Here is a 17544-nt window from a genome sequence, read left to right on the forward strand (position 1 = left end):
GATCTCTCCGACCCGCGACGCCCGTCCCCCGTGCTCCGTCACAGCAGCACCATGCATTCCCTGTTCCTCCCGAACCATGGATCGAGTACCGCGGCAAAGTCCTGGAGGGAGAACGCCGAGATCCGGGTGAGCCCTGTGTCCACCTGCCGGATCGCGCCAGCAGCGGCCAGCTGCTCGCCCACCACGCCCGCATGCAGTTCCACGCCGGGTCTGCGGATGTGGCACGGCCAGCCTCGGGTGATCGTCTTCCCGTTAAGGACCACCTGGCCGCTGATCTCTCGCCAGGTCCGGTAGGGCACGTCATGCCGCTCCTCCAGCCAGTGCACATGTGACACGCCGTCATGGAAGCTGCAGCCGATCAGCAAGACTGTCGCATCAATCTCGACAAGTCGGTCGAACACGGAACCGGGCCCGAAAGCCGTGGGAGAGGAGATGGCAGACAGTCCGCCGGCGCCCGGGCCTTCTACACACACGGGGTTGAAGGGCGGCGCCCAGGTCCGTACGGTACCCGGGCGGGTCCGGAAGTGCTCCGAGAGGATACCGGAGCGGGACGGGGTCTGGTCTGGGTCGAAGAGCCCCTCGTATCGGAATCCCGGGTGAAAGCTGGGCATGACGATGGTGCCGAGTGGACCCACTGTGGCACGGAGGGCGTCGAGCACTACGGGTGCTGGGTCGGCCATGGCCGCCAGCCCCGCCAGGGAGGCCGCCGCGTAGACTGTCCCTCCCGAATCCAAGCCCACCTTCCGGAAAGCCGATCGAAGCTCAGCTGCGGTCACCAGCGGTAGCCTGTCACGCAGCATCGACGTCTCCGACCAAAGCGCGCAGCCGGAGCGGCCACCGGGCCGGATCGGTGCCGTGCTGGGAGAACACCGCATACACCCAGCGGTCGAGACCGAGTCCCAGACAGCAGCTGCTCGCCCAGCCGCCGTCGTCGGTGCGAATCCTCCAGGCACGCCCGAAGTGCTCACCGTGGTGGTTGACCGAAGCGACAGCCAGCTCTGAGCCGTCGAAGGGCAGCGTGCCCACCAGCTCGTGTTTGACCTCCATTGCGAGTTGGTACCTGCGCATGCGAGAGAAGGTGTCCACGAAGAAGGGGTCGGCAGCGGTCATCAGCCGCCCGTCGATTTCCATCTCGGTGAGCAAGTCGGCCAGGCAGCGGAGCAGCCGTGCATGGACCGTCGCGACCTCCTCCGCGGTACCGACCACCACCATCTCGCGGACGGTGAACTCCCGCAGCCTGCGAAGGCTCTCGGTGGCACCACTCTCGTAGCGGAAGCACGAGGTGCGCCCAGTCACCGTCACAGAGCTCGACAGAACCTGGTCTGCGAGAGTCCGGTAGAAGGGTTGGCACGCAGCGGTGGAGAGCACCGCCTCGGGTGAATTCGCAGTCCCCGGCATCGTCCCCAGGTCCAGGCGGTCCTGCCTGACGCACTCCCCAGCGAACCGGGCCGGCGCCCGAAGATCCTCATCGATGTGGAAGACGAAGTGCGCCGTGTGCGGGGCAGCCGTGAGGCTGCCCGACCGTAGAAGGGTAGTGGGAGAGACTAGCGCCGGTAAAATCACATCCGACGGGAGAAACGGCTCGAGCCTCCGGCGGAATGCGCGGTCGAGCGCTTCGAAGAGCTGCGCGACCAAGCCCCTGTAGGTGAACGACCCAGGTGCCTCCTCGCATATCCAGCGCCGGGCCACTAGTTCCGCAAACGGATCCTCGCTCGGACTCGGCGAACCGTGTCGAGCCGTGTGTTCTGCTACCACGCGGGGTTGGAACCCGTGAGCTCCGTCGACGATCTCCGCCAGCGCCGCCCTCAGAGCCGCGGCCACCTCTTCAGTCGGCCGTGTGCCCCGGTAATCGACTACCAGGCACGACCCCTCCCGTCGATCCAGGACGGTGACGCCCGCGATGTGCGGTGCCACCCAGTAGAGGTGGCGCCGAAGGGTATCCCGGACATCCTCCGGCAGCGGGGTCGGCAGCGCCAACTCGATCGTCACTGTCCCACTCCCGACTCGATCAGTTGAATGGCCTGCACAGGGCAGTGTCGTACCGCAAGGCGCACCGCCACGGCCTGTGTCCCGGAGGGCTGGCGGTCCAGGATTCTTGCCCGCCCATCGCTCGGCCACTGGCTGAAGACCGTCGGAGCGGCGAGTACGCACTGGCCGGCGCCGATGCAGTGCGCGGAGTCCACGGAGACCCGCACCGTGCTGGCGGTCCCACTCACCAGGCCACGTCCAAGCGATGGACGCCGTACAGGCCCATGTCTTCCTTGAACCGAACGTCCTCGAAAGGCATCCCGAGGCGCAGTGACGGAAGGCGACGGAACAGCGTGCCGAAGACAATCTGGAGTTCCAACCTGGCCAGCGTGTGGCCCAGGCAATGGTGGATACCGTGGCCAAAGGCAAGGTGGCCCCGCGCCTCACGGCTGACGTCCAGGGTGTCCGGGTCGGAGAATACCGTCTCGTCGCGGTTTGCCGAGCCCAGCGCGGTGATCACGCCGTCGCCTGGTCGCATGGTAATGCCGCCGATGGTCAGCTCTTCGAGCACTGCTCGGGTGGGGGCGATGTGCACGATGGTCTGGTGCCTCAGCACCTCCTCGACCGTCCGCTCCACCGTCTCCGGTGGCGGGTTCCGCCTGAGCACTGCAGCCTGCTCGGGGTTACGGAGAATGGCGAGGACACCGAGCCCGATCATGTTTGCGGTAGTCTCGTAGCCATTGACCAGCAGAAGCCGGACGATGTCAACCAGGTCGTCGTGTTCCAGATCTGCGGAGAGCCCGTGCCGTTGGATCAGTCTGCTGACCAGGTCGTCGCCAGGCTTGCGGCTCTTCTCGGCCACCAGCCGGTCCAAGTACTCCATGATCTCTCGGTTGGCTGCACGGACCAGCGAGGGTGCCGCGTTGAGGTCCATCCGGTAAGCGGTACGGGTTTCGAAGAAGGCGTGGTCTTCGTACGGGACGCCGAGCAAGGCGCAGATCACGGACGACGGCACCGGAAGAGCGAGGGCCTGAATGAGGTCGGCCTGGGTTCCACCGGCAATCATGGCATCGATCGACGTATCAACCGCCCGCTGAACAGCCGGCCGCAGACCAGCGATGCGCTGCACGGTGAACTCGCCGCTGAGCATCCGCCTGAAACGGTCGTGCTCCGGCGGATCCAGGTGGTTGAAGGAGCCGCGGCCGTCCGGTGCGGCCGCCCGGCCCGCGCTGAGGAAGGGGTAGCCAGCGCTGCGTGGGTCCGCACTCACCCGTGAGTCGGCGAGTACCGAGCGGACATCTGCATGCCTGGTCACCAGCCAGGCACTGCTGCCGTCCCAAAGCCGGACCGGGCAAACAGGTTCACTCTGACGCATCACCGAAAGCGCCGGTGGTGGTGCAAGAGGGTCTTGGCGGCGCATCGGATAGCTGGTTCGACTCGAGCGACGTTCCATCACCTGGTGTCTCCTGTCAACACTGGAGGACGCGGTCGCCAGCCGGTCGAGGCGACGTTGAGCACCCAGCCGAAGTGGTTTGCGACTCGGGCGTACTTCCGACGACTGGTGAACTGGGGTGCCGCACGGCGGCGGAAGGCGGAGTCAGGCATCACGTACCTCTACGTGTATGGCGGCCAGTCGCTGTTGGCATTCGGACCGCCCCAACAGCGCCAGCACTTCGAAAATGTCGGGGCTGGTAGGGACGCCGCAGATTGCCAACCGCAACGTGCCCAGCACGGATCCCAACGCCAGCCCCCGGTTGCCTGAGAACACCCGCAGTCTTCTTTCGATAGCCTCAGGCGTGAACGTGTCGAGCTCTTGCAGAGCCGACGAGACCTCGGGGAGCAGCGTTTCGGCGGTGCGAAGGACGGTGATGGCCTCGCGGCTGTGGCAAGGGGGCTGAAACATGTATCCATGGGTGACGGCAATATCACGGTATGTGCGACAGCGGGATCGGCACAGGCGGATCACTGCCCGTCGATAGGACGGGGTGGCTTCCGGCAGGCCGAGGGCGCGCAGTTGGAGCAGGAGATCACCGGCTGCCTCCTCCTCGGGCTGGCGTCGAAGGTGCTGGGCGCTCAACCACTCCAGACGGCTGGCGGCGGCGTTCCTTTGCGCTGTACGGATTTCCGCCAGGTCGAAGTCGGCCAGCAGATCGTTCAGGACGAAAAGCGAGCCCCGCAAAGGCGGCTGCCAACCGATCTCTGCTGCAAAGTTGACGACTGCATCGGCCGGCACGCCCAGGTCTCTCAACTCTCGTACCGGCGTGCTCCAGATACCGCGCGCTATGGCTGGGATGTGTGCGAATCGTGGTGGATTCCAGCCGAAGGCCTCGTACAGCAGGACGTGCTTCGGCGTGCTCGATAGCCAGGAGTCGGAGCGCAGGACATGGGAGATTCCCATGAGATGGTCGTCGATCACCGAGGAGAAGTGGTAGGTGGGGAAGCCGTCCGACTTTATAAGGATCTGATCGTCTATAGCCGGGAGGGGAGTGGCCGACAGCCCCATGACCTCATCCCGTATCACAACGTCGCCGTGTCCGGTGCGGGGCACCCGCATCCGAACCACGTGCGGGTGCCCATTCTCAGCCCGCTGGGCTCCCTTATCGGGATCGGTTTCGGCACATCGGCCGTCATAGCGGGAGTGCATTCCCTTGCTCCGTTGATGCGCCCGGACTTCGGCAAGCAGCTCAGGCGAGCAGAAGCAACGGTAGGCGGCACCGGTCTTTAGCAGGGTCTCAGCATACGCTCGGTAGAGAGCGAGTCGTCCGGACTGGAGGTATGGCCCGCGGGCGCCCCCTTTGGTACCGCCCTCGTGGTAGGCGATGCCAGTCCACTCCAACATGGCATACAGGTCGTCAAGGAGGTGCGCATCCATCCTGGTTTGATCGGTGTCTTCGATCCGCACGCCAAACGAGCCTCCCCGGCTGACCGCGAACGCGTAGTTGAAGAGCGCGATTCGCAGTGCTCCCACCGATAGCGGACGCTTGAGGCTGGGTCCGACCATCACTCTCACTGTCATGGCCGTCTTACTCCTCCATCCCTGACGCCTGAAGAGCCCGGGCATCGATGCGCGCCCGCCTGTAGCCGTCGTACCTGAACCGCAGGCCGATCGAGAACAGGTGGTTGCGAACTGACTCCGAAAGATCGCTGCTGGTCCCGCTCAATACCATGCGGCTGATGTCGAACGAGCATTGTCGGATTCCTCCGGCAAACGGTGCAGCGACCGTCAATACACGATCACTCGCTAGAATCAGCTTCGCTCCTCCCGGACCGTGGGCCGTCCTCTGCCCCAAGTGGTCGGTTTTCCAGCCGACCTCGGGCCATCGTCGAGTAACGTAGGCATCGAGAGAGTCGAGGAGTACGGGAAGGGGCGAGGGGGGCGGTTCCTGGATTCGGATGAGGCGGGCCGGCGCCCCACCGACCAGACCTCGCTCCGGAACGTCCCGGACGACTACGGAGCCGGCCGCTGTAGTAGCACCATCGCCGATGGTGACACCAGGTGAGATGATGCTGCGGCTGTACACGGCGACATTCGAGCCCAGCGTCACTGGACCGTGCCCGTAGGGAAATCCATCAGTTACCGGCTGCCAGTGAGCGTGGGTAGCGACTGTGCAGTCCATTCCGATGGCTGTGTCGTCGCCTAGGACAACGGCGTGTGCCGTATTGATGTGCGTGCTGCGTCCCACATGGCAACGATCGCCTGCTTGAAAGAATCCGTCTCCGGTGCGCCAGCCTCCACCGCCAATCTCGGCACGGCGGTTCATCCAGAACTCCACTCCAGTCGTAATGCTCCCTGCCTTGAGAACGGCATCTCTGCTGATCTTTGCGTGCTCGCCAAACTGGACGTCGCCCAGGCTGTGCACGACAACGTCGGGAAAGAGCACGCAGTTGTATGCGAACCGGACCGCGCGCGCTGTGATCCGGCAGCGGTCACCGATGTGGGTGTCCGCCGCCAGGAGCACCCGGTCGGCTTCAATCCGCACGTCCCGTCCGATGACGACCCCCGGGCCGATCTCCACCTCGGACGCGTCGATCCGGGTGCCCCGGCCGATCGAGACGCCTGCTCGGATAGGGATGCCGCGCAGCTGGTGCCGCAACCGGGCGACCGCGCTACTCACCGCCATGACAACTCCCCGACCGACTCCCTCAGCCGCCGCACGGCACTTCTGGCCGCTGCGAACTCGTCCACAGCGCCGGCGTATTCCAGCACCATGTAGTCCGGCCGACCCTGCGCCGCCAGCGTCCGCAGCAGCGCTGGCAGGTCGATCCGATCCTCCTCCAGGCCCACCGCAGCCGGCGGCCGGTCATGCCGTCCGGCGTCAGGCCCAGTACGCACGGTGTCGTACCAGTGGACAGACCCAACGAACCCAGCGGTGTCCCGAACGAAGGCGAACAGGTCGGTGCTGTGCCGCGACAAGTGGGCGTGCCCAACGTCCAAGCACATGCGCAGGTTCGGGAATGACTCGAAGAGCGCTCGGTAGTGGGCCGCCGATCCGAACTCCGGATGGTAGCTCAGGTTCTCAACGAATACAGGGACGCCGAACCTTCGTTGGAGCTCGGCGAGGTCGGCGCCGTCCTGGAGGATCCGCGCCCAACCGTCAGGGTCGGCCGCTGGACGGCTTTCGGACCACGGCCCAGCCCGCCGGGGGCTCGGAAAGTGGACAACGACATAAGCCGCCGTACTCTCCGCCGCGGCTTGCAGGGTCCGCTCCACCAGTCGCAGCGCGAGGCGTCGCTCGCTCTGGTCAGGACCGGTGATCTCGAAGCTTGTGAGCTGCCCGTCGTACGGGATCGGACAGTGGAGTCCGATAGGCGTTGACGACGACCGAATGAACCGTGCGATCCGCGTCCACCGCTCGAAGTCACACCGGCACAGCTCGAGGACGTCGGCTCCGGTCTCCGCCAGTCGACCGAGGTCGGTGGATGCTCCGACGACAGTGGTGGAGAGACCAACCAGCGGTAGTGCCATCGAGGTTTGGGCGGCTCCGGTCATCGCAGGTCCAACCGCTGGACCACGCAGGAAAAGGCCTCGGCGTACTCGCAGCCAATGCGGTCACCGTGGTATCGCGCGCGTGCTCTGAGCTGCTCACCGAACTTCTCCCCTACGGACTGAGAGCCGTGACAGCTCACGGCAGCCATGCGCCGCTCGAACTGAGCGGACACATCGACATATGTGTCCACCGGGAAGGAGGTCCGTGATGGCGCATACTGATTGGGCTGCTCGTACATGAAGAGATCGGCCGGGCTGTTTCGCATCGTGGAGATCGCCGCCCTGGCCACCAGCGCATGGTCGCGGTGGGTGTCATCCACCCAATGGGTGAACACGCGGTCCGGGACCAGCTCTCCGACGTAGCGATCGAACTCGCTGACGAGCTGGTAGGTCTTCAGGTCCTCCACCTGCCAGATGCCAGGCCGGTCGAGCACATGCGCCTCCCCACCGAGGATAAGCGCTCCCTGTTGGACCTCCCACAGGCGCTGCTCCCGCTGGTCCGGGACGGACGTCACGACGATGTGCACCGTCCAGCCCGCATCGGCCATGGCGGCGATCGTGCCTCCCATGCAGATCTCGGCGTCGTCAGGGTGGGCGGCGAAGACCAGCGCCGTATGGTTCATCGCCACTCGCCGATCATCGACGGGAGCACGCAGCCGTTGCCGATCGCGGTCGCGACCACCACCCGTGCCCAGTCACCATAGGCATGGAAGGACGGGTACTGGTCCGGAGTGTAACGGGCGGCGGGGTCGGTGTCGGCCCTAGACAGTCTCCAGTCAGTGAGCCCCCGGACGGTGACGGCCCCGGAGGGTGTCAGGATATCGAGGTCCATGAGCGACCGGAGTGCGGTGCTCACGCCGGCCACTACGTGCCCGCGGTGGTGGGCATGCTCGTTGAAGAACAAGCCACGCGCTCCGAGATCGTCCGAGAGCCCGGGCGATATGTACTGGTCGTCTGGGCCGTACGTCTTCTTCGCGATACGAAGCTTCTTCGCCGCATGATGGGCGTACATGGCCTTGCGGATCGCACTGAAGTCGCCAGTGCCCGCGCGCCGGTCCGGCTGGAAGTCGCGGTTGAAGACCACGTATATACCGAAATCGTCTTTGACGAAGCTGCCAGGGGTGCCGATCCGGGTCCCCCGCGGGCACATCAAAGTGGCATGGTCCGACGGGTGGCGGGGATCTTCGGCAGCGGCCTCCATGACGAGCTCCAGTAGGCCCATGGGGTGGCCGTGCTGGTCCAGTTCCGCGAGCGTCGCCTCCCGCAGAAAGGCGCGGATGTCAGCGATCCCGCTCGAGGCAAGGTCGGGATAGCGCGCGGCCAGCCGACTCGTATGCGGCTCGGGGCGATGACATAGTGCGAATCGACGCTTTGCGATCAGCAGTTCGCGTCGATGGTAGGTCATACCATCAATTTCGAGAAGCCTCATGTAGTGGCGGTCGATCCGGTGGCGAAGTACAGGCAGCTCGTCAGCCAGCTCCCACCACGGGCGCCCGGCCGTGCTCATCCCTGTGGGCTCGCCGGCTTCCTCCAGACGGTCCAGATAGTGCGCATGGGTTTCACGCAGCCACGACACCACCTCGCCGAGGTCGACCGAGATTCCAACCTGCTCCAGCCGGACCTCGGCACTTCCGATCGCGTAGAGCGCGCAGACCAACCGGACGTCCTGGGATGGCCAGACCTCGATCGGCCTCGTCAACAACTCGTCGAGGTGCGCAGCTAGTTGAGGGACGGTGTACTTCCTGCCCGCCAGGTCCACGGTGAGGTATCGCCGGTCGATCGAGGTGACCCGCTTCAGCATCTCCGCCAGCCGGTCCGCCGGCACGCCCACCAGGAACTCCCGATGGCCGGAGGAGGGAGTTTCGATGCGCTGCTCGGGCCGCGCGGGAGCGAAGTAGCCCTTCCCTCCCACTTCCAGGTACTGGAGGTGAGCCGGGAATTCGCGGTCTCGCCAGACCCCCAGATTGTCCACCACGCACTCCACTCCGCTGAGCGAAGCAGCGAGATCCTCCGGGCTGACGTCCAGGTAGGCCGAGTGACCGGTCATGACCACTACGCTGTCGCAGGACGCCAGACCTTCCGGGAACCGCAGGGGCCGCGCTCCGGTGATCCGCTCGATCTCCGCGTCGGTGTAGAGGGGGTCGTGAACGAATACCTCCACGCCGTACTCGGCCAGTTCGTGAGCCAGACGGACGCTTGGGGATCGGGTGTGGACCTTCATTCCCGGTGCGTAGGCCAGCCCCAGCAGCGCGACGGAACGGAATCCGCCGTGGGCTCGCAATGTGTTGCGGGCTTCGGTGAACAGCTTCTCCTCGGCGGCCTCCAGTTCCATGGCGAGGGACTGCAGGCCGTTCCCGGCCGCCAGGTAGTCCTTGGCCAGGGGCACGCAGTAGCCGCCGATGCCCAACGACGGGTGGTACTCCGGCATGTTCCACTTGGTGCCGGCCAGGCGGAGGACTGAAGCGATGTCATAGCCCGGCAGCGCCGCGCCGAGCTCGTTGGCCAGCAGGATGCCGCGGTATCGGAAGTAGTTCTCCACCACCTTGACCAGCGAGGCGTGCTGGGCGTCGGGGGCCTCCACGAGCTCGTCGCAGACAGGACCGTAGAGTGCGCGTAGCAGCGCAACCGCCGCGGGACTGTCGCCGCCGATGATTTTCGGTATGGAGGCCATGGTGTGGCCCGGAGCCGTGAGCCAGTCACGACGGGGTGAGGCGCCGACGTGATAGTCAATACCGTGCCGAAGGCCTGCCTCCTGCATGGTCGGGTGAACGATCTCCGCGATCCAGCCGGGCGCCACCGTCGACTCGATCACCAGGTGGAGGGGATGTGCCTGCGCCTCTGCCGCGATTCGGCCCACGACCTCGCGCAGCACGGTGTCGTCGATTCCGCCGTCAGCCTCGGTGGGGATGCATAGGACCTGGACGGAGTGCTCCGGGGTAAGAACCCTGGCTGGCTCGGCTGTGGCCCGGAGCAAACCCGCACGCACCTCGTCGCCATAGCCGTGCGGCAGCTCAGGCAGGTGTCCGAAGGGAAGCTCGCCCCGGTTCAGCCGGCTCACGCGCTCGGCGTCGATATCCATGATCAGGCATCGTCGCCCGGCCCTGGCGAGCTCCCCACCCAACGAGTAGCCGATCAGGCCGAGGCCCCAGATGGCTACTTCCGTTCCAGTCAGGTCGTCCATGTTAATCCCGTCGCTCTCTGATCTTCCGGCTGGTGCGGTGGCGGCGGCACATCAGCCGGTCTCACCGTCCGTTACTCTGCGTGGTGCTGCTGGGAGCGCAGGTGTAGATCGTCAAGGCGGTCGAGCAGTACGGGGTCGTGCTCGAAGATGGAGTCGAGCAGCCACATGGAGATCTTCGCGAGGTGGCGGTCCACCTCGCACTTGAAGCCGTCCGGTCCCCCGAACAGGTCGCCGTAGAGGATCTCGCCGTCGTGGAAGCACGATCCGCCGCACACGTACCGGATATCGCATCCGGCACAGACGTTCGCGTTCACGACACCGGCGACGGAGTCGCTCTGATTGAAGAACGGAGTGCCATCGAGCTGCTTGTGCAGGTGGGCCGGCACCGAGCTCCGCCCTGAGGTGTCCTTCTCCCCGAGGAGCTTCAGTGCGCGTATCCCGGGCTGGCCGGTCAGCTGGGACACCTCGGGACCCGACGGCACTGACGCGGCGGTCGGCTGTAGCTGGTCCCGGGTGCGGATGCCGAGCGGCACGTCGACAGCCCGGCTCGCGACCTTGCCGATCCGCTGTGTCCCGTCCGTCGTGAAGCGGTGGCAGAGGTTGACGTTGCCGTCGACGTCGACGTTGACGTATGCCGTGCCCGCACCACACCGGTTGTGCCGCTTCTCGAGATTGCGGAAGTTGGCGAAGTACTTGTAGAAGTCGGCCAGGTACCACACGTCGCCGCTAAGCAGCTGGTCACGGTAGCTGCGGGCCAGCCGGTCGTAGGCAGCAAGCACGTGGGCGAGCTTCTCCTCCTTCGCGACCGCGATCTCCGGCACGGCAGTGCCGACCATGGCGAAGCGAACCATCTTCACGCCGAGGTCCCGGAAGAGCGCGGCGTACTCGTCGACGTCCAGGTTCGCGGCCGTGAGCGTTGCGTTGATCATCGTGTCGGGGTCGACCTCGAGGAACTTCTTCACGTTGCGGACTACCGCGTCGTACGTGCCCTTGCCGTTGCGGAACACCCGGAAGGTGTTGTGTGCCGCGCGAGTGCCGTCCATGCTGATCGAGACCGTCATCCGGTGGTCCTTCAACAACTGGGCGATCTCGGCGTTGTAGAGGGTCCCGTTCGTGTTGATGCTCATGTAGATGCGCTTGCCGGTCTGCTCGGCCTTCGCTTCGGCGTACTCAGCGGCCTTTCGGATGACCGGGACGTTCATCAACGGCTCACCGCCGAGGAACCGCAGATAGACCTCCGGCTTCTCGCCTGCCTGGTCGAACAGCCAGTCCACGGAGCGGCGGGCGGATTCCTCGTCCATCAGCTTGCGCTCCCGGCCGCCGTAGAGGCCTTGCTTCGCGAAGCAGTAGGGGCACGCCATGTTGCAGTCGTGTGCCACGTTGAGGGTGATGAAGCTGATTCCGCCCTTCGGGAGTGGGCGCAGATCCGGTTGCCGCGCTGCGACGGACTCGAAGTGGTTGGCCAGCCGTTCATTGGACCGGCCGACGGGTTCGAATTGAAGGCCGTTCGGTCGGAACGTGTACCGCTCGCCCTGGTACGCGAACTCGCGCCGCTCCACTGGGGTGATGCCCATACTCATTGGAAATTCCCTCCCGATCGAGTCTTGGTCAGTTGTCTGGTGCGGTGTGGTCGATATACGGAGCCGAGACACCGCCCTGCATCGGCGGGGCGTAGACATGGAAGGTGACCGCCTTGCCAGGGCCTTCATTACGCATCCTGTGGAAGGAGCCGCGTGGTGTGACCAGCACCTCGGAAGGCCCGAGCACGCGGGCCGCCCCCTCGCTCTCCGCAGTGATGCGCCCCTCAACAACGACCACGATCGACTCGGAGACGCCGTGCTCGTGGTAAGAGCTCTCTTGGCCCGCCTCCCAGCCGACGACAATCACATCGCACTGCTCGGAGGTGTACAGCCGCTGTACCGCCCGTCCCCGGTCGGAGAACCAGCGCAGCTCCGACAGGTCCATGTGGGGAAGGGCGAAACCGCCATTGTCGAGACTCATGCTGCACCCGCCGGATCCATCCGCGGGGCGCCGGCACCCGGGACGTTGCCCATGCAGATCTCGGTGATTCGCCCGGAGCCGCCGCAGGCAAGCCTCGCGTGCATCAAGCGCCAGTTGGAGAACACCAGGATGTCGTGAGGCTCCAGCCGGAGCTGCACCGCTGCGGACTCCTTGGCACACAGGTCCAGAAACTCATCGAACAGCGATTCCTCCGCCGCCGTGAGCTCCAGGTGGCTTCCCTTGGTGGCACCGTGCCGATCGAAGATCCGGCACGGCACACCGGGGTCCCCCGGAACTGCCAGCACGGCGAGTGCTGCCGAGACGGCATCCGGAGCAGGCAGCTGCCTGGTAGGGCCGAGGTGCCGGGCCTCCATGTTGAGGCGCCGTTTCGCAGTCAGGAGCTCGATGATGTCGGAGCGGCCAAGCCTCCGGAGACGTTCGAACATGTCATCGATATGGAGGATTAAGTTGTCTCCGCCCTCGGAATCCTGGACGAGGCAGCGGATGATGGTGAACTCCGGAGGCAGCAGGTAGCGGGACATGTCCGTGTGAAAGTCGAGCGTCCGCGGACGATAGGCCGTATAGACAGGCGTGTCCTCCTCGCCGTCCACGACGCACCGCCAGACCCCGGCTTCCCATGACGGATGGTCGCGCCAGAGTTCCATCCAGGGCAGCACCTGCCGAACGGTCGATACAGTCTCACCGTTGCCTCCCGCCGCCGCCTTGAGCACGACGCACCTGTCACGCAACTCCTCCGCAGTCACCGGGTGCCGCAGAAGGTCCTCGCGATTCTCTATAGTCCTCACTCGTGTGAGTGCCGCCGTCATTCAGACACTTCCCTTCCTGTGATCTGATGGCCTTGGCCGGGTGGCCTCGGGGCTGCTACCTGGGCGGGCGGCACCGTTCGCCAGCTACGCGATCACGACCGATCGCCGCGCGACCATGACCGAGCCGTCCACCACCATCGGCGCCAGCAGGAAGTACCGTCCCGGCCGCGTGTCGACAGATGGCGTCCAGGTGAGGTCGAACTTCACCTCGGAGTCGATGTCCTCCAGGGCCTCGTCGGTCCCCTGGTCCAGCAACTGCCACGGGGTCGGCTGCGCGAACAGGGCCGCCCTGGCGTACTGGATTCCCCCTACGGGGGTCCTGCTTGGCCGAAGCGTGAACTGGGCCGGCTCACCGGGCTTGATCTCTTCCGGGCCATCGAGCAGGACGGTTCCGTACTGCTCGTCCGCGTCGCTTACGACCGTGCACCGCCCGCAACGCAGGACCGCGCGGGAAGACAGCCGACGGGGGAGGTGGTAGACGGCCAGGTCCGCCGGGGAGTGGCAGAAAGGGCAGGGGCGCACCGAAGACTCCTGAGGTGCTAGCGGCACGAATGCGTAGTGATGGTGGATCACACCGCCTATGTGTTTGAGGACATAACTCAAAGATTCGAACAGTCCGTCGTTCAGCCGGCGCCAGTTGTCGCGCTCAGCCGCCAGACGCGCCTGGAGGTCCTCCTGGGCGCCTGAGAGCGGCAGAAAGGGATGCGGCGACAACTGGAGAGAAGTCAGGTGTTCGATGGTGTTTTGCGCGCGTTCGGATAGCGCCGACTGGTACCGGAAGCCCGCGCTGGCCGGATGGATCTGGGCCAGTTGGAAGAACATATCGCTGAAGATCAGCTGCTGAATCGCGGAGACCTCCCGACGGAAGATCGAGAGCGTCTGTGGTTCGTGGTCCGCCTCGTTGATGGGCACCGCCGGCCCGGCATCCCGCCGCAACACCAACCCCTCGGTTTGCTCAGCGAGAGGCCTGACCCACAGGTCTACCGGCACCTCATCCGTCCCAGCCTTCAACAGAAGAAGCGAGGCTTCAGCGGACCTGGGCGACCCTCGATACAGTGACAGCCCTTCCGAAATCTCCGTACCGCTGCCGACCACCTGTACCGACGGGTTTTCGGCCACCTTTGCGGTGGGATCCCCAAAAAGAATCCAAGGCGGCAGTGTCCCCTTAGGTGCGGATGCGAGGTAGGCCTTGTTGAGCCCGGCCACCACCGAACCCAATGTCTCGCCCGCCTCCACGCGGGCACACGCCGCCAGTACTTCCAGCTCGTTCACCTCGGTGGCTCGCACGGCAGTGATCACTTGCGGAATCGCTCCAGGTCGATCGAGCAGGCCAGCGAGAAGACCGCCACGCGGATCGAAGATGGAGTCCGAGGTCAGCGCTCCGTAGCACGTTCCCCAGATGACGATGTCGCCGCCGATATCGCGCGTGGAGCTCCGGTGCGGCATTAGGGTCTCGCTGCCGACCTGTCGACCCCGGACACACGGTCCGTCCTGCCCGCAGGGCAGATAGTTCGTCAGCGTCATTCTGGGCTCGAAGAGGAGGCGCCCGCACAGCAGGCCGTCACCGAAGGGAGCGTCTGCACCGTTCCCGTGGGTGATCATCGACATCGTGCGCCGAGCCGACCCGAGGGCGCTCTCCGGGCGTTTCTCGTCATGGGCAAGAATGTCGATATTGGCGTATGCGCCAGCACGCCCGGTCGTCGTTCCGTCACTATTCCAAAAAGTTATGCCCGGTGTCCGTGTTGGCTGCCAAGCTATAATTCCAGCCGCATGCCGCAAAGCCGCAGGAAGGCCACGCCAGGAATCTATGAACCCACACGGCTTCGCCGCTTCATGGGCAGCCGAAAGGATTCCCGAGAGTTCACTGAAGGTGATTTCATCGGTCAATGACAAAAGAACCGGCCCGGGCGCCAGGAACAGCTTCTCGGCAATCTCTTCGATCGATTCTACCGACCGCAGGGAAACGCCCCCGCGTCGCGCAAAGAGCCTTGCTGGAGAAATTCCTGACCCCAGCGAGATGACTGTTAGATCCGGCGCCACTGTGTCCCCGCAATAGTTGTAGCCTGATTTGAGGTGCCCCTGGAAGATTTCCAACCACCGGGCCGAGCGGTGTGCCGCCCAGCCGGGAGCCCAGCTGGGCGGCACACCTCCGGGCAAATTGATTCGCCATCGCGTCTCACGGTGCCCGGCAACACTCCTTCGAGTCAGGCGAAGTAGCGGAAGTTCGCAGGAACGATTTCGGTACGGTCCGCCTGCGTCCCTGCGGGCGCGCTGTACTGCGACGACGCCTCGTGCTTGCCGTCGGCCGACACGGCCGACAGCGCTACCGGCGCGAGGCCGGCCAGCGCGGCAGCGCCGACGATTGCGGCGGCCTTACCGGCCCAGCCTCCGGAGGTACGCGAATTGACACCCATATGGGCCTCCCTGGAATTACGGTCGAATGTTTGGCTGTATCGCCTCGAGAACGATAGGCGATGACATCAGGCAACCCCAGGCATTAAAGCCGGACTGTCCGGAACTCGACTACTCAGATAAAGTGGATCCTTCCCATCCGGATCACCTCCGAGCGTGCCCGATTTGAGTCTTTTGAAATAATTTACACATGGATGCCCCCCTGAGTGATCACAGACGTAGTGGCCGGCTAGGGGGTGGAGGCCATCAGGCAGCCAGACCGAATTGTCGGCAACTACTAGACAAATCCCCCCTACCGGCGTGGGGCCGCACTTGGCTGAAACCCGCACCTAACCCCCGACACGTTCCCAGGCCTTTCGGAACGATGCGACCGGCCCCTCGTTTCCGATCCGCGCCCGCAGAACGATCCGATCAGATAGCTTCCAGTTGTGAACAATCAACCTTCGCTCCCGCCATCCGCTTTGTCGGTATCAAACCGCCTCCAATGGCGCGAAACTGCGCGCGGGACCAATGCGCGGCTGAGAGCTCTGTCAGCAGTAAGCGATGGAATCGCTTGGGCTGCAGGAGCAGATGGCGTCGTCCTGCGCTCCATCAACGGTGGACGAACCTGGAAGTCAGTCGGTCCAGCAGCAGGCAGGCAGCTGCAATACCGGTCGGTCAAAGCGTTCGACGCCAACCACGCGGTAGTCATGTCTTTCGGAGCCGGGAACGCAGCCCGCATCTTCCTGACCTCTGATGCTGGCAAGCATTGGACGGAGTCGTTTCGGAACCCGGATCCTCTGGCCTTCTATAACTGCCTGACGTTCGGCGACCGTTGTCGAGGGCTTGCCGTTGCTGATCCGGTCCAGGGCCGGTTCCGCATCATGGCCACGGCCGACGGCGGCCACAGCTGGCGGGCGATCGACCCGGCCGGATCACCGCCGGCCCTCGACGGCGAGACCGCTTTCGCCGCGAGCGGTACCTGTCTGATCGGCTTCGGAGCGACCTACTGGTTGGCAACTGGAAGTGCTGAACGAGCTCGGGTGTTCCGCTCCTGCGATCGCGGTGAGACATGGACAGTGGCCAACACTCCTGTGCGATCGGTACCGCACGGCGGGATTTTCGCCCTCGCCTTCCGCAACGAGACCCACGGAATCGCTGTCGGCGGCGACTACCGGGATCAGAGCCGCCCAGGACAGCTGCTCGCTGTGACGATGGACGGAGGTCTTACCTGGCGAGCGATCGAGGAACGCGCGCCTCAGAGCTATCGCTCGGGCGCGACCTGGACGGGCGCCGAGTTCGTTGTGGTCGGCCCGGGCGGCAGCGACTACTCCACGGACGGCGGTAGCACCTGGGTACCTTTCGGGGAGGGCGGTCTGGACACGGTATCGGTTGCCCTCGATGGGGCATGCTGGGCAGCTGGGGATCACGGAAGGATCGTCAAGCTGGCTCGCACAAGCCGCTGAGTTCACAATGCGCCCCTGACAGCAGCGGCAGCTGTCGCAGTGCCCGCGGCACGGTCGACCGGAACGCCGGCGTGCCGGAGTCGAAGCATCTGCCCTGGGCACCACCGACCGACCCTAGTACTCCAGCAGGACTTCGACGTTTTGCCTGATCAGACGGCTGCGCGGTGAGTGTAGCGGGCTGGTGCCCGTCAGGGGCGGTCTTCTTGGGACCGCCCCTCGATGGTGTCCAGCCGGCGTTGGTAGTGACAATGGCGGGGGCAGCCTCTCGCCGTGATCAACGAGCCTGCAGCCGAGAGCTGGGACCGCGAACTCGAAGACCTCTTCCTCCAGGTCGGCCATCGGTTCAGCCGCGTGGAGCCGCGCCGCCGGATGCGCGACTACGTCCGAGGCCTCCTCGGCCCGGTCGGCCGCAAGAACGGCTGGCAGCTGGCCGAATACGCCGGCCACGCCACCCCCGACGGGCTGCAGCATCTGCTCGCCGGTTCCCGATGGGACGCGGACGAGATCCGCGACGAGCTCCAGCACTACGTCGCCGAACGCCTCGGCGAGGACGACGGGGTCCTGATCCTCGACGACACCGGCTTCGTCAAGAAGGGCACCACCTCGGCGGGCGTGCAACGCCAGTACTCCGGCACCGCCGGGGCTTGTATCTGAATAACTGTCAGAGTTGACCTGCTTCGTGGACTTCGTCGGGCAGGTGGGCTCGGAGCTGTTCCAGGGTGC

Annotated in this window: 15 protein-coding genes and 1 pseudogene; 2 read left to right on the forward strand and 14 right to left on the reverse strand. The window is 65.1% G+C overall.

Annotated elements, in window-relative coordinates:
• Positions 1-38: 38 nt before the first annotated feature.
• From AB0D10_RS38235 to AB0D10_RS38300, 14 genes are all read right to left on the reverse strand, one after another.
• The gene (locus AB0D10_RS38235) at positions 39-875 is read right to left on the reverse strand and encodes an AAC(3) family N-acetyltransferase (protein WP_360265040.1); all 837 of its coding nucleotides are present in this window, start codon (positions 873-875) and stop codon (positions 39-41) included.
• Positions 790-1989 carry an aminoacyl--tRNA ligase-related protein gene (locus tag AB0D10_RS38240; protein WP_360265043.1) on the reverse strand — a complete coding sequence of 400 codons (1200 nt, stop codon included), beginning with the start codon at positions 1987-1989 and terminating at the stop codon, positions 790-792. The genes AB0D10_RS38235 and AB0D10_RS38240 overlap by 86 nt, the downstream gene beginning before the upstream one ends.
• Complete coding sequence (locus AB0D10_RS38245; protein WP_360265046.1) at positions 1986-2216, reverse strand: ferredoxin; 231 nt, start codon at positions 2214-2216, stop codon at positions 1986-1988. Before AB0D10_RS38245 ends, AB0D10_RS38240 begins: the two co-directional genes overlap by 4 nt.
• On the reverse strand, positions 2213-3421 hold the full coding sequence (locus AB0D10_RS38250) for a cytochrome P450 (protein WP_360265083.1): 1209 nt from the start codon (positions 3419-3421) through the stop codon (positions 2213-2215). The genes AB0D10_RS38245 and AB0D10_RS38250 overlap by 4 nt, the downstream gene beginning before the upstream one ends.
• A 144-nt stretch (positions 3422-3565) precedes the next feature.
• Positions 3566-4969, reverse strand: a complete 1404-nt coding sequence (gltX, locus tag AB0D10_RS38255; protein WP_360265049.1) for a glutamate--tRNA ligase — start codon at positions 4967-4969, stop codon at positions 3566-3568.
• Positions 4970-4991: 22 nt separating this feature from the next.
• Positions 4992-6089: a DapH/DapD/GlmU-related protein gene (locus AB0D10_RS38260; RefSeq protein WP_360265053.1), complete on the reverse strand. Its 1098-nt coding sequence runs from the start codon at positions 6087-6089 to the stop codon at positions 4992-4994.
• Entirely contained in the window at positions 6080-6958 is an 879-nt protein-coding gene (locus AB0D10_RS38265) for a sugar phosphate isomerase/epimerase family protein (RefSeq protein WP_360265056.1), read from the reverse strand. The genes AB0D10_RS38260 and AB0D10_RS38265 overlap by 10 nt, the downstream gene beginning before the upstream one ends.
• Positions 6955-7578: a PIG-L family deacetylase gene (locus AB0D10_RS38270; protein ID WP_360265086.1), complete on the reverse strand. Its 624-nt coding sequence runs from the start codon at positions 7576-7578 to the stop codon at positions 6955-6957. The genes AB0D10_RS38265 and AB0D10_RS38270 overlap by 4 nt, the downstream gene beginning before the upstream one ends.
• Entirely contained in the window at positions 7575-10136 is a 2562-nt protein-coding gene (locus AB0D10_RS38275; protein ID WP_360265059.1) for a nucleotide sugar dehydrogenase, read from the reverse strand. Before AB0D10_RS38275 ends, AB0D10_RS38270 begins: the two co-directional genes overlap by 4 nt.
• Positions 10137-10207: 71 nt before the next feature.
• Positions 10208-11716 carry a radical SAM protein gene (locus tag AB0D10_RS38280; RefSeq protein ID WP_360265062.1) on the reverse strand — a complete coding sequence of 503 codons (1509 nt, stop codon included), beginning with the start codon at positions 11714-11716 and terminating at the stop codon, positions 10208-10210.
• A gap of 28 nt (positions 11717-11744) precedes the next feature.
• Positions 11745-12137: a cupin domain-containing protein gene (locus tag AB0D10_RS38285; RefSeq protein WP_360265065.1), complete on the reverse strand. Its 393-nt coding sequence runs from the start codon at positions 12135-12137 to the stop codon at positions 11745-11747.
• The gene (locus AB0D10_RS38290) at positions 12134-12964 is read right to left on the reverse strand and encodes a TauD/TfdA family dioxygenase (RefSeq protein ID WP_360265068.1); all 831 of its coding nucleotides are present in this window, start codon (positions 12962-12964) and stop codon (positions 12134-12136) included. The genes AB0D10_RS38285 and AB0D10_RS38290 overlap by 4 nt, the downstream gene beginning before the upstream one ends.
• 84 nt (positions 12965-13048) lie before the next feature.
• Positions 13049-15058, reverse strand: a complete 2010-nt coding sequence (locus tag AB0D10_RS38295) for a hypothetical protein (protein ID WP_360265071.1) — start codon at positions 15056-15058, stop codon at positions 13049-13051.
• A gap of 110 nt (positions 15059-15168) precedes the next feature.
• Positions 15169-15378: a hypothetical protein gene (locus AB0D10_RS38300; RefSeq protein WP_360265074.1), complete on the reverse strand. Its 210-nt coding sequence runs from the start codon at positions 15376-15378 to the stop codon at positions 15169-15171.
• Between the two features lie 687 nt (positions 15379-16065).
• On the opposite strand from AB0D10_RS38300, the gene AB0D10_RS38305 reads away from it, so the two are divergent.
• Complete coding sequence (locus AB0D10_RS38305; RefSeq protein WP_360265077.1) at positions 16066-16821, forward strand: oxidoreductase; 756 nt, start codon at positions 16066-16068, stop codon at positions 16819-16821.
• 351 nt (positions 16822-17172) lie between these two features.
• A pseudogene (locus AB0D10_RS38310) lies at positions 17173-17463 on the forward strand (transposase); the annotation flags it as partial.
• Between the last annotated feature and the right edge of the window lie 81 nt (positions 17464-17544).

The sequence above is a fragment of the Kitasatospora sp. NPDC048545 genome, assembly GCF_040651155.1.
Lineage (GTDB): Bacteria > Actinomycetota > Actinomycetes > Streptomycetales > Streptomycetaceae > Kitasatospora.

Excerpts from the sequence above, each read along its gene's own strand:
- AB0D10_RS38305 (WP_360265077.1), top strand. The coding sequence starts at position 16,066 with ATGTCTTTCGGAGCCGGGAACGCAGCCCGCATCTTCCTGACCTCTGAT.
- AB0D10_RS38290 (WP_360265068.1), bottom strand. The coding sequence starts at position 12,964 with ATGACGGCGGCACTCACACGAGTGAGGACTATAGAGAATCGCGAGGAC.
- AB0D10_RS38280 (WP_360265062.1), bottom strand. The coding sequence starts at position 11,716 with ATGAGTATGGGCATCACCCCAGTGGAGCGGCGCGAGTTCGCGTACCAG.
- AB0D10_RS38300 (WP_360265074.1), bottom strand. The coding sequence starts at position 15,378 with ATGGGTGTCAATTCGCGTACCTCCGGAGGCTGGGCCGGTAAGGCCGCC.
- AB0D10_RS38235 (WP_360265040.1), bottom strand. The coding sequence starts at position 875 with ATGCGGTGTTCTCCCAGCACGGCACCGATCCGGCCCGGTGGCCGCTCC.
- gltX (WP_360265049.1), bottom strand. The coding sequence starts at position 4,969 with ATGGTCGGACCCAGCCTCAAGCGTCCGCTATCGGTGGGAGCACTGCGA.
- AB0D10_RS38285 (WP_360265065.1), bottom strand. The coding sequence starts at position 12,137 with ATGAGTCTCGACAATGGCGGTTTCGCCCTTCCCCACATGGACCTGTCG.
- AB0D10_RS38260 (WP_360265053.1), bottom strand. The coding sequence starts at position 6,089 with ATGGCGGTGAGTAGCGCGGTCGCCCGGTTGCGGCACCAGCTGCGCGGC.
- AB0D10_RS38265 (WP_360265056.1), bottom strand. The coding sequence starts at position 6,958 with ATGACCGGAGCCGCCCAAACCTCGATGGCACTACCGCTGGTTGGTCTC.
- AB0D10_RS38275 (WP_360265059.1), bottom strand. The coding sequence starts at position 10,136 with ATGGACGACCTGACTGGAACGGAAGTAGCCATCTGGGGCCTCGGCCTG.
- AB0D10_RS38270 (WP_360265086.1), bottom strand. The coding sequence starts at position 7,578 with ATGAACCATACGGCGCTGGTCTTCGCCGCCCACCCTGACGACGCCGAG.
- AB0D10_RS38250 (WP_360265083.1), bottom strand. The coding sequence starts at position 3,421 with ATGGAACGTCGCTCGAGTCGAACCAGCTATCCGATGCGCCGCCAAGAC.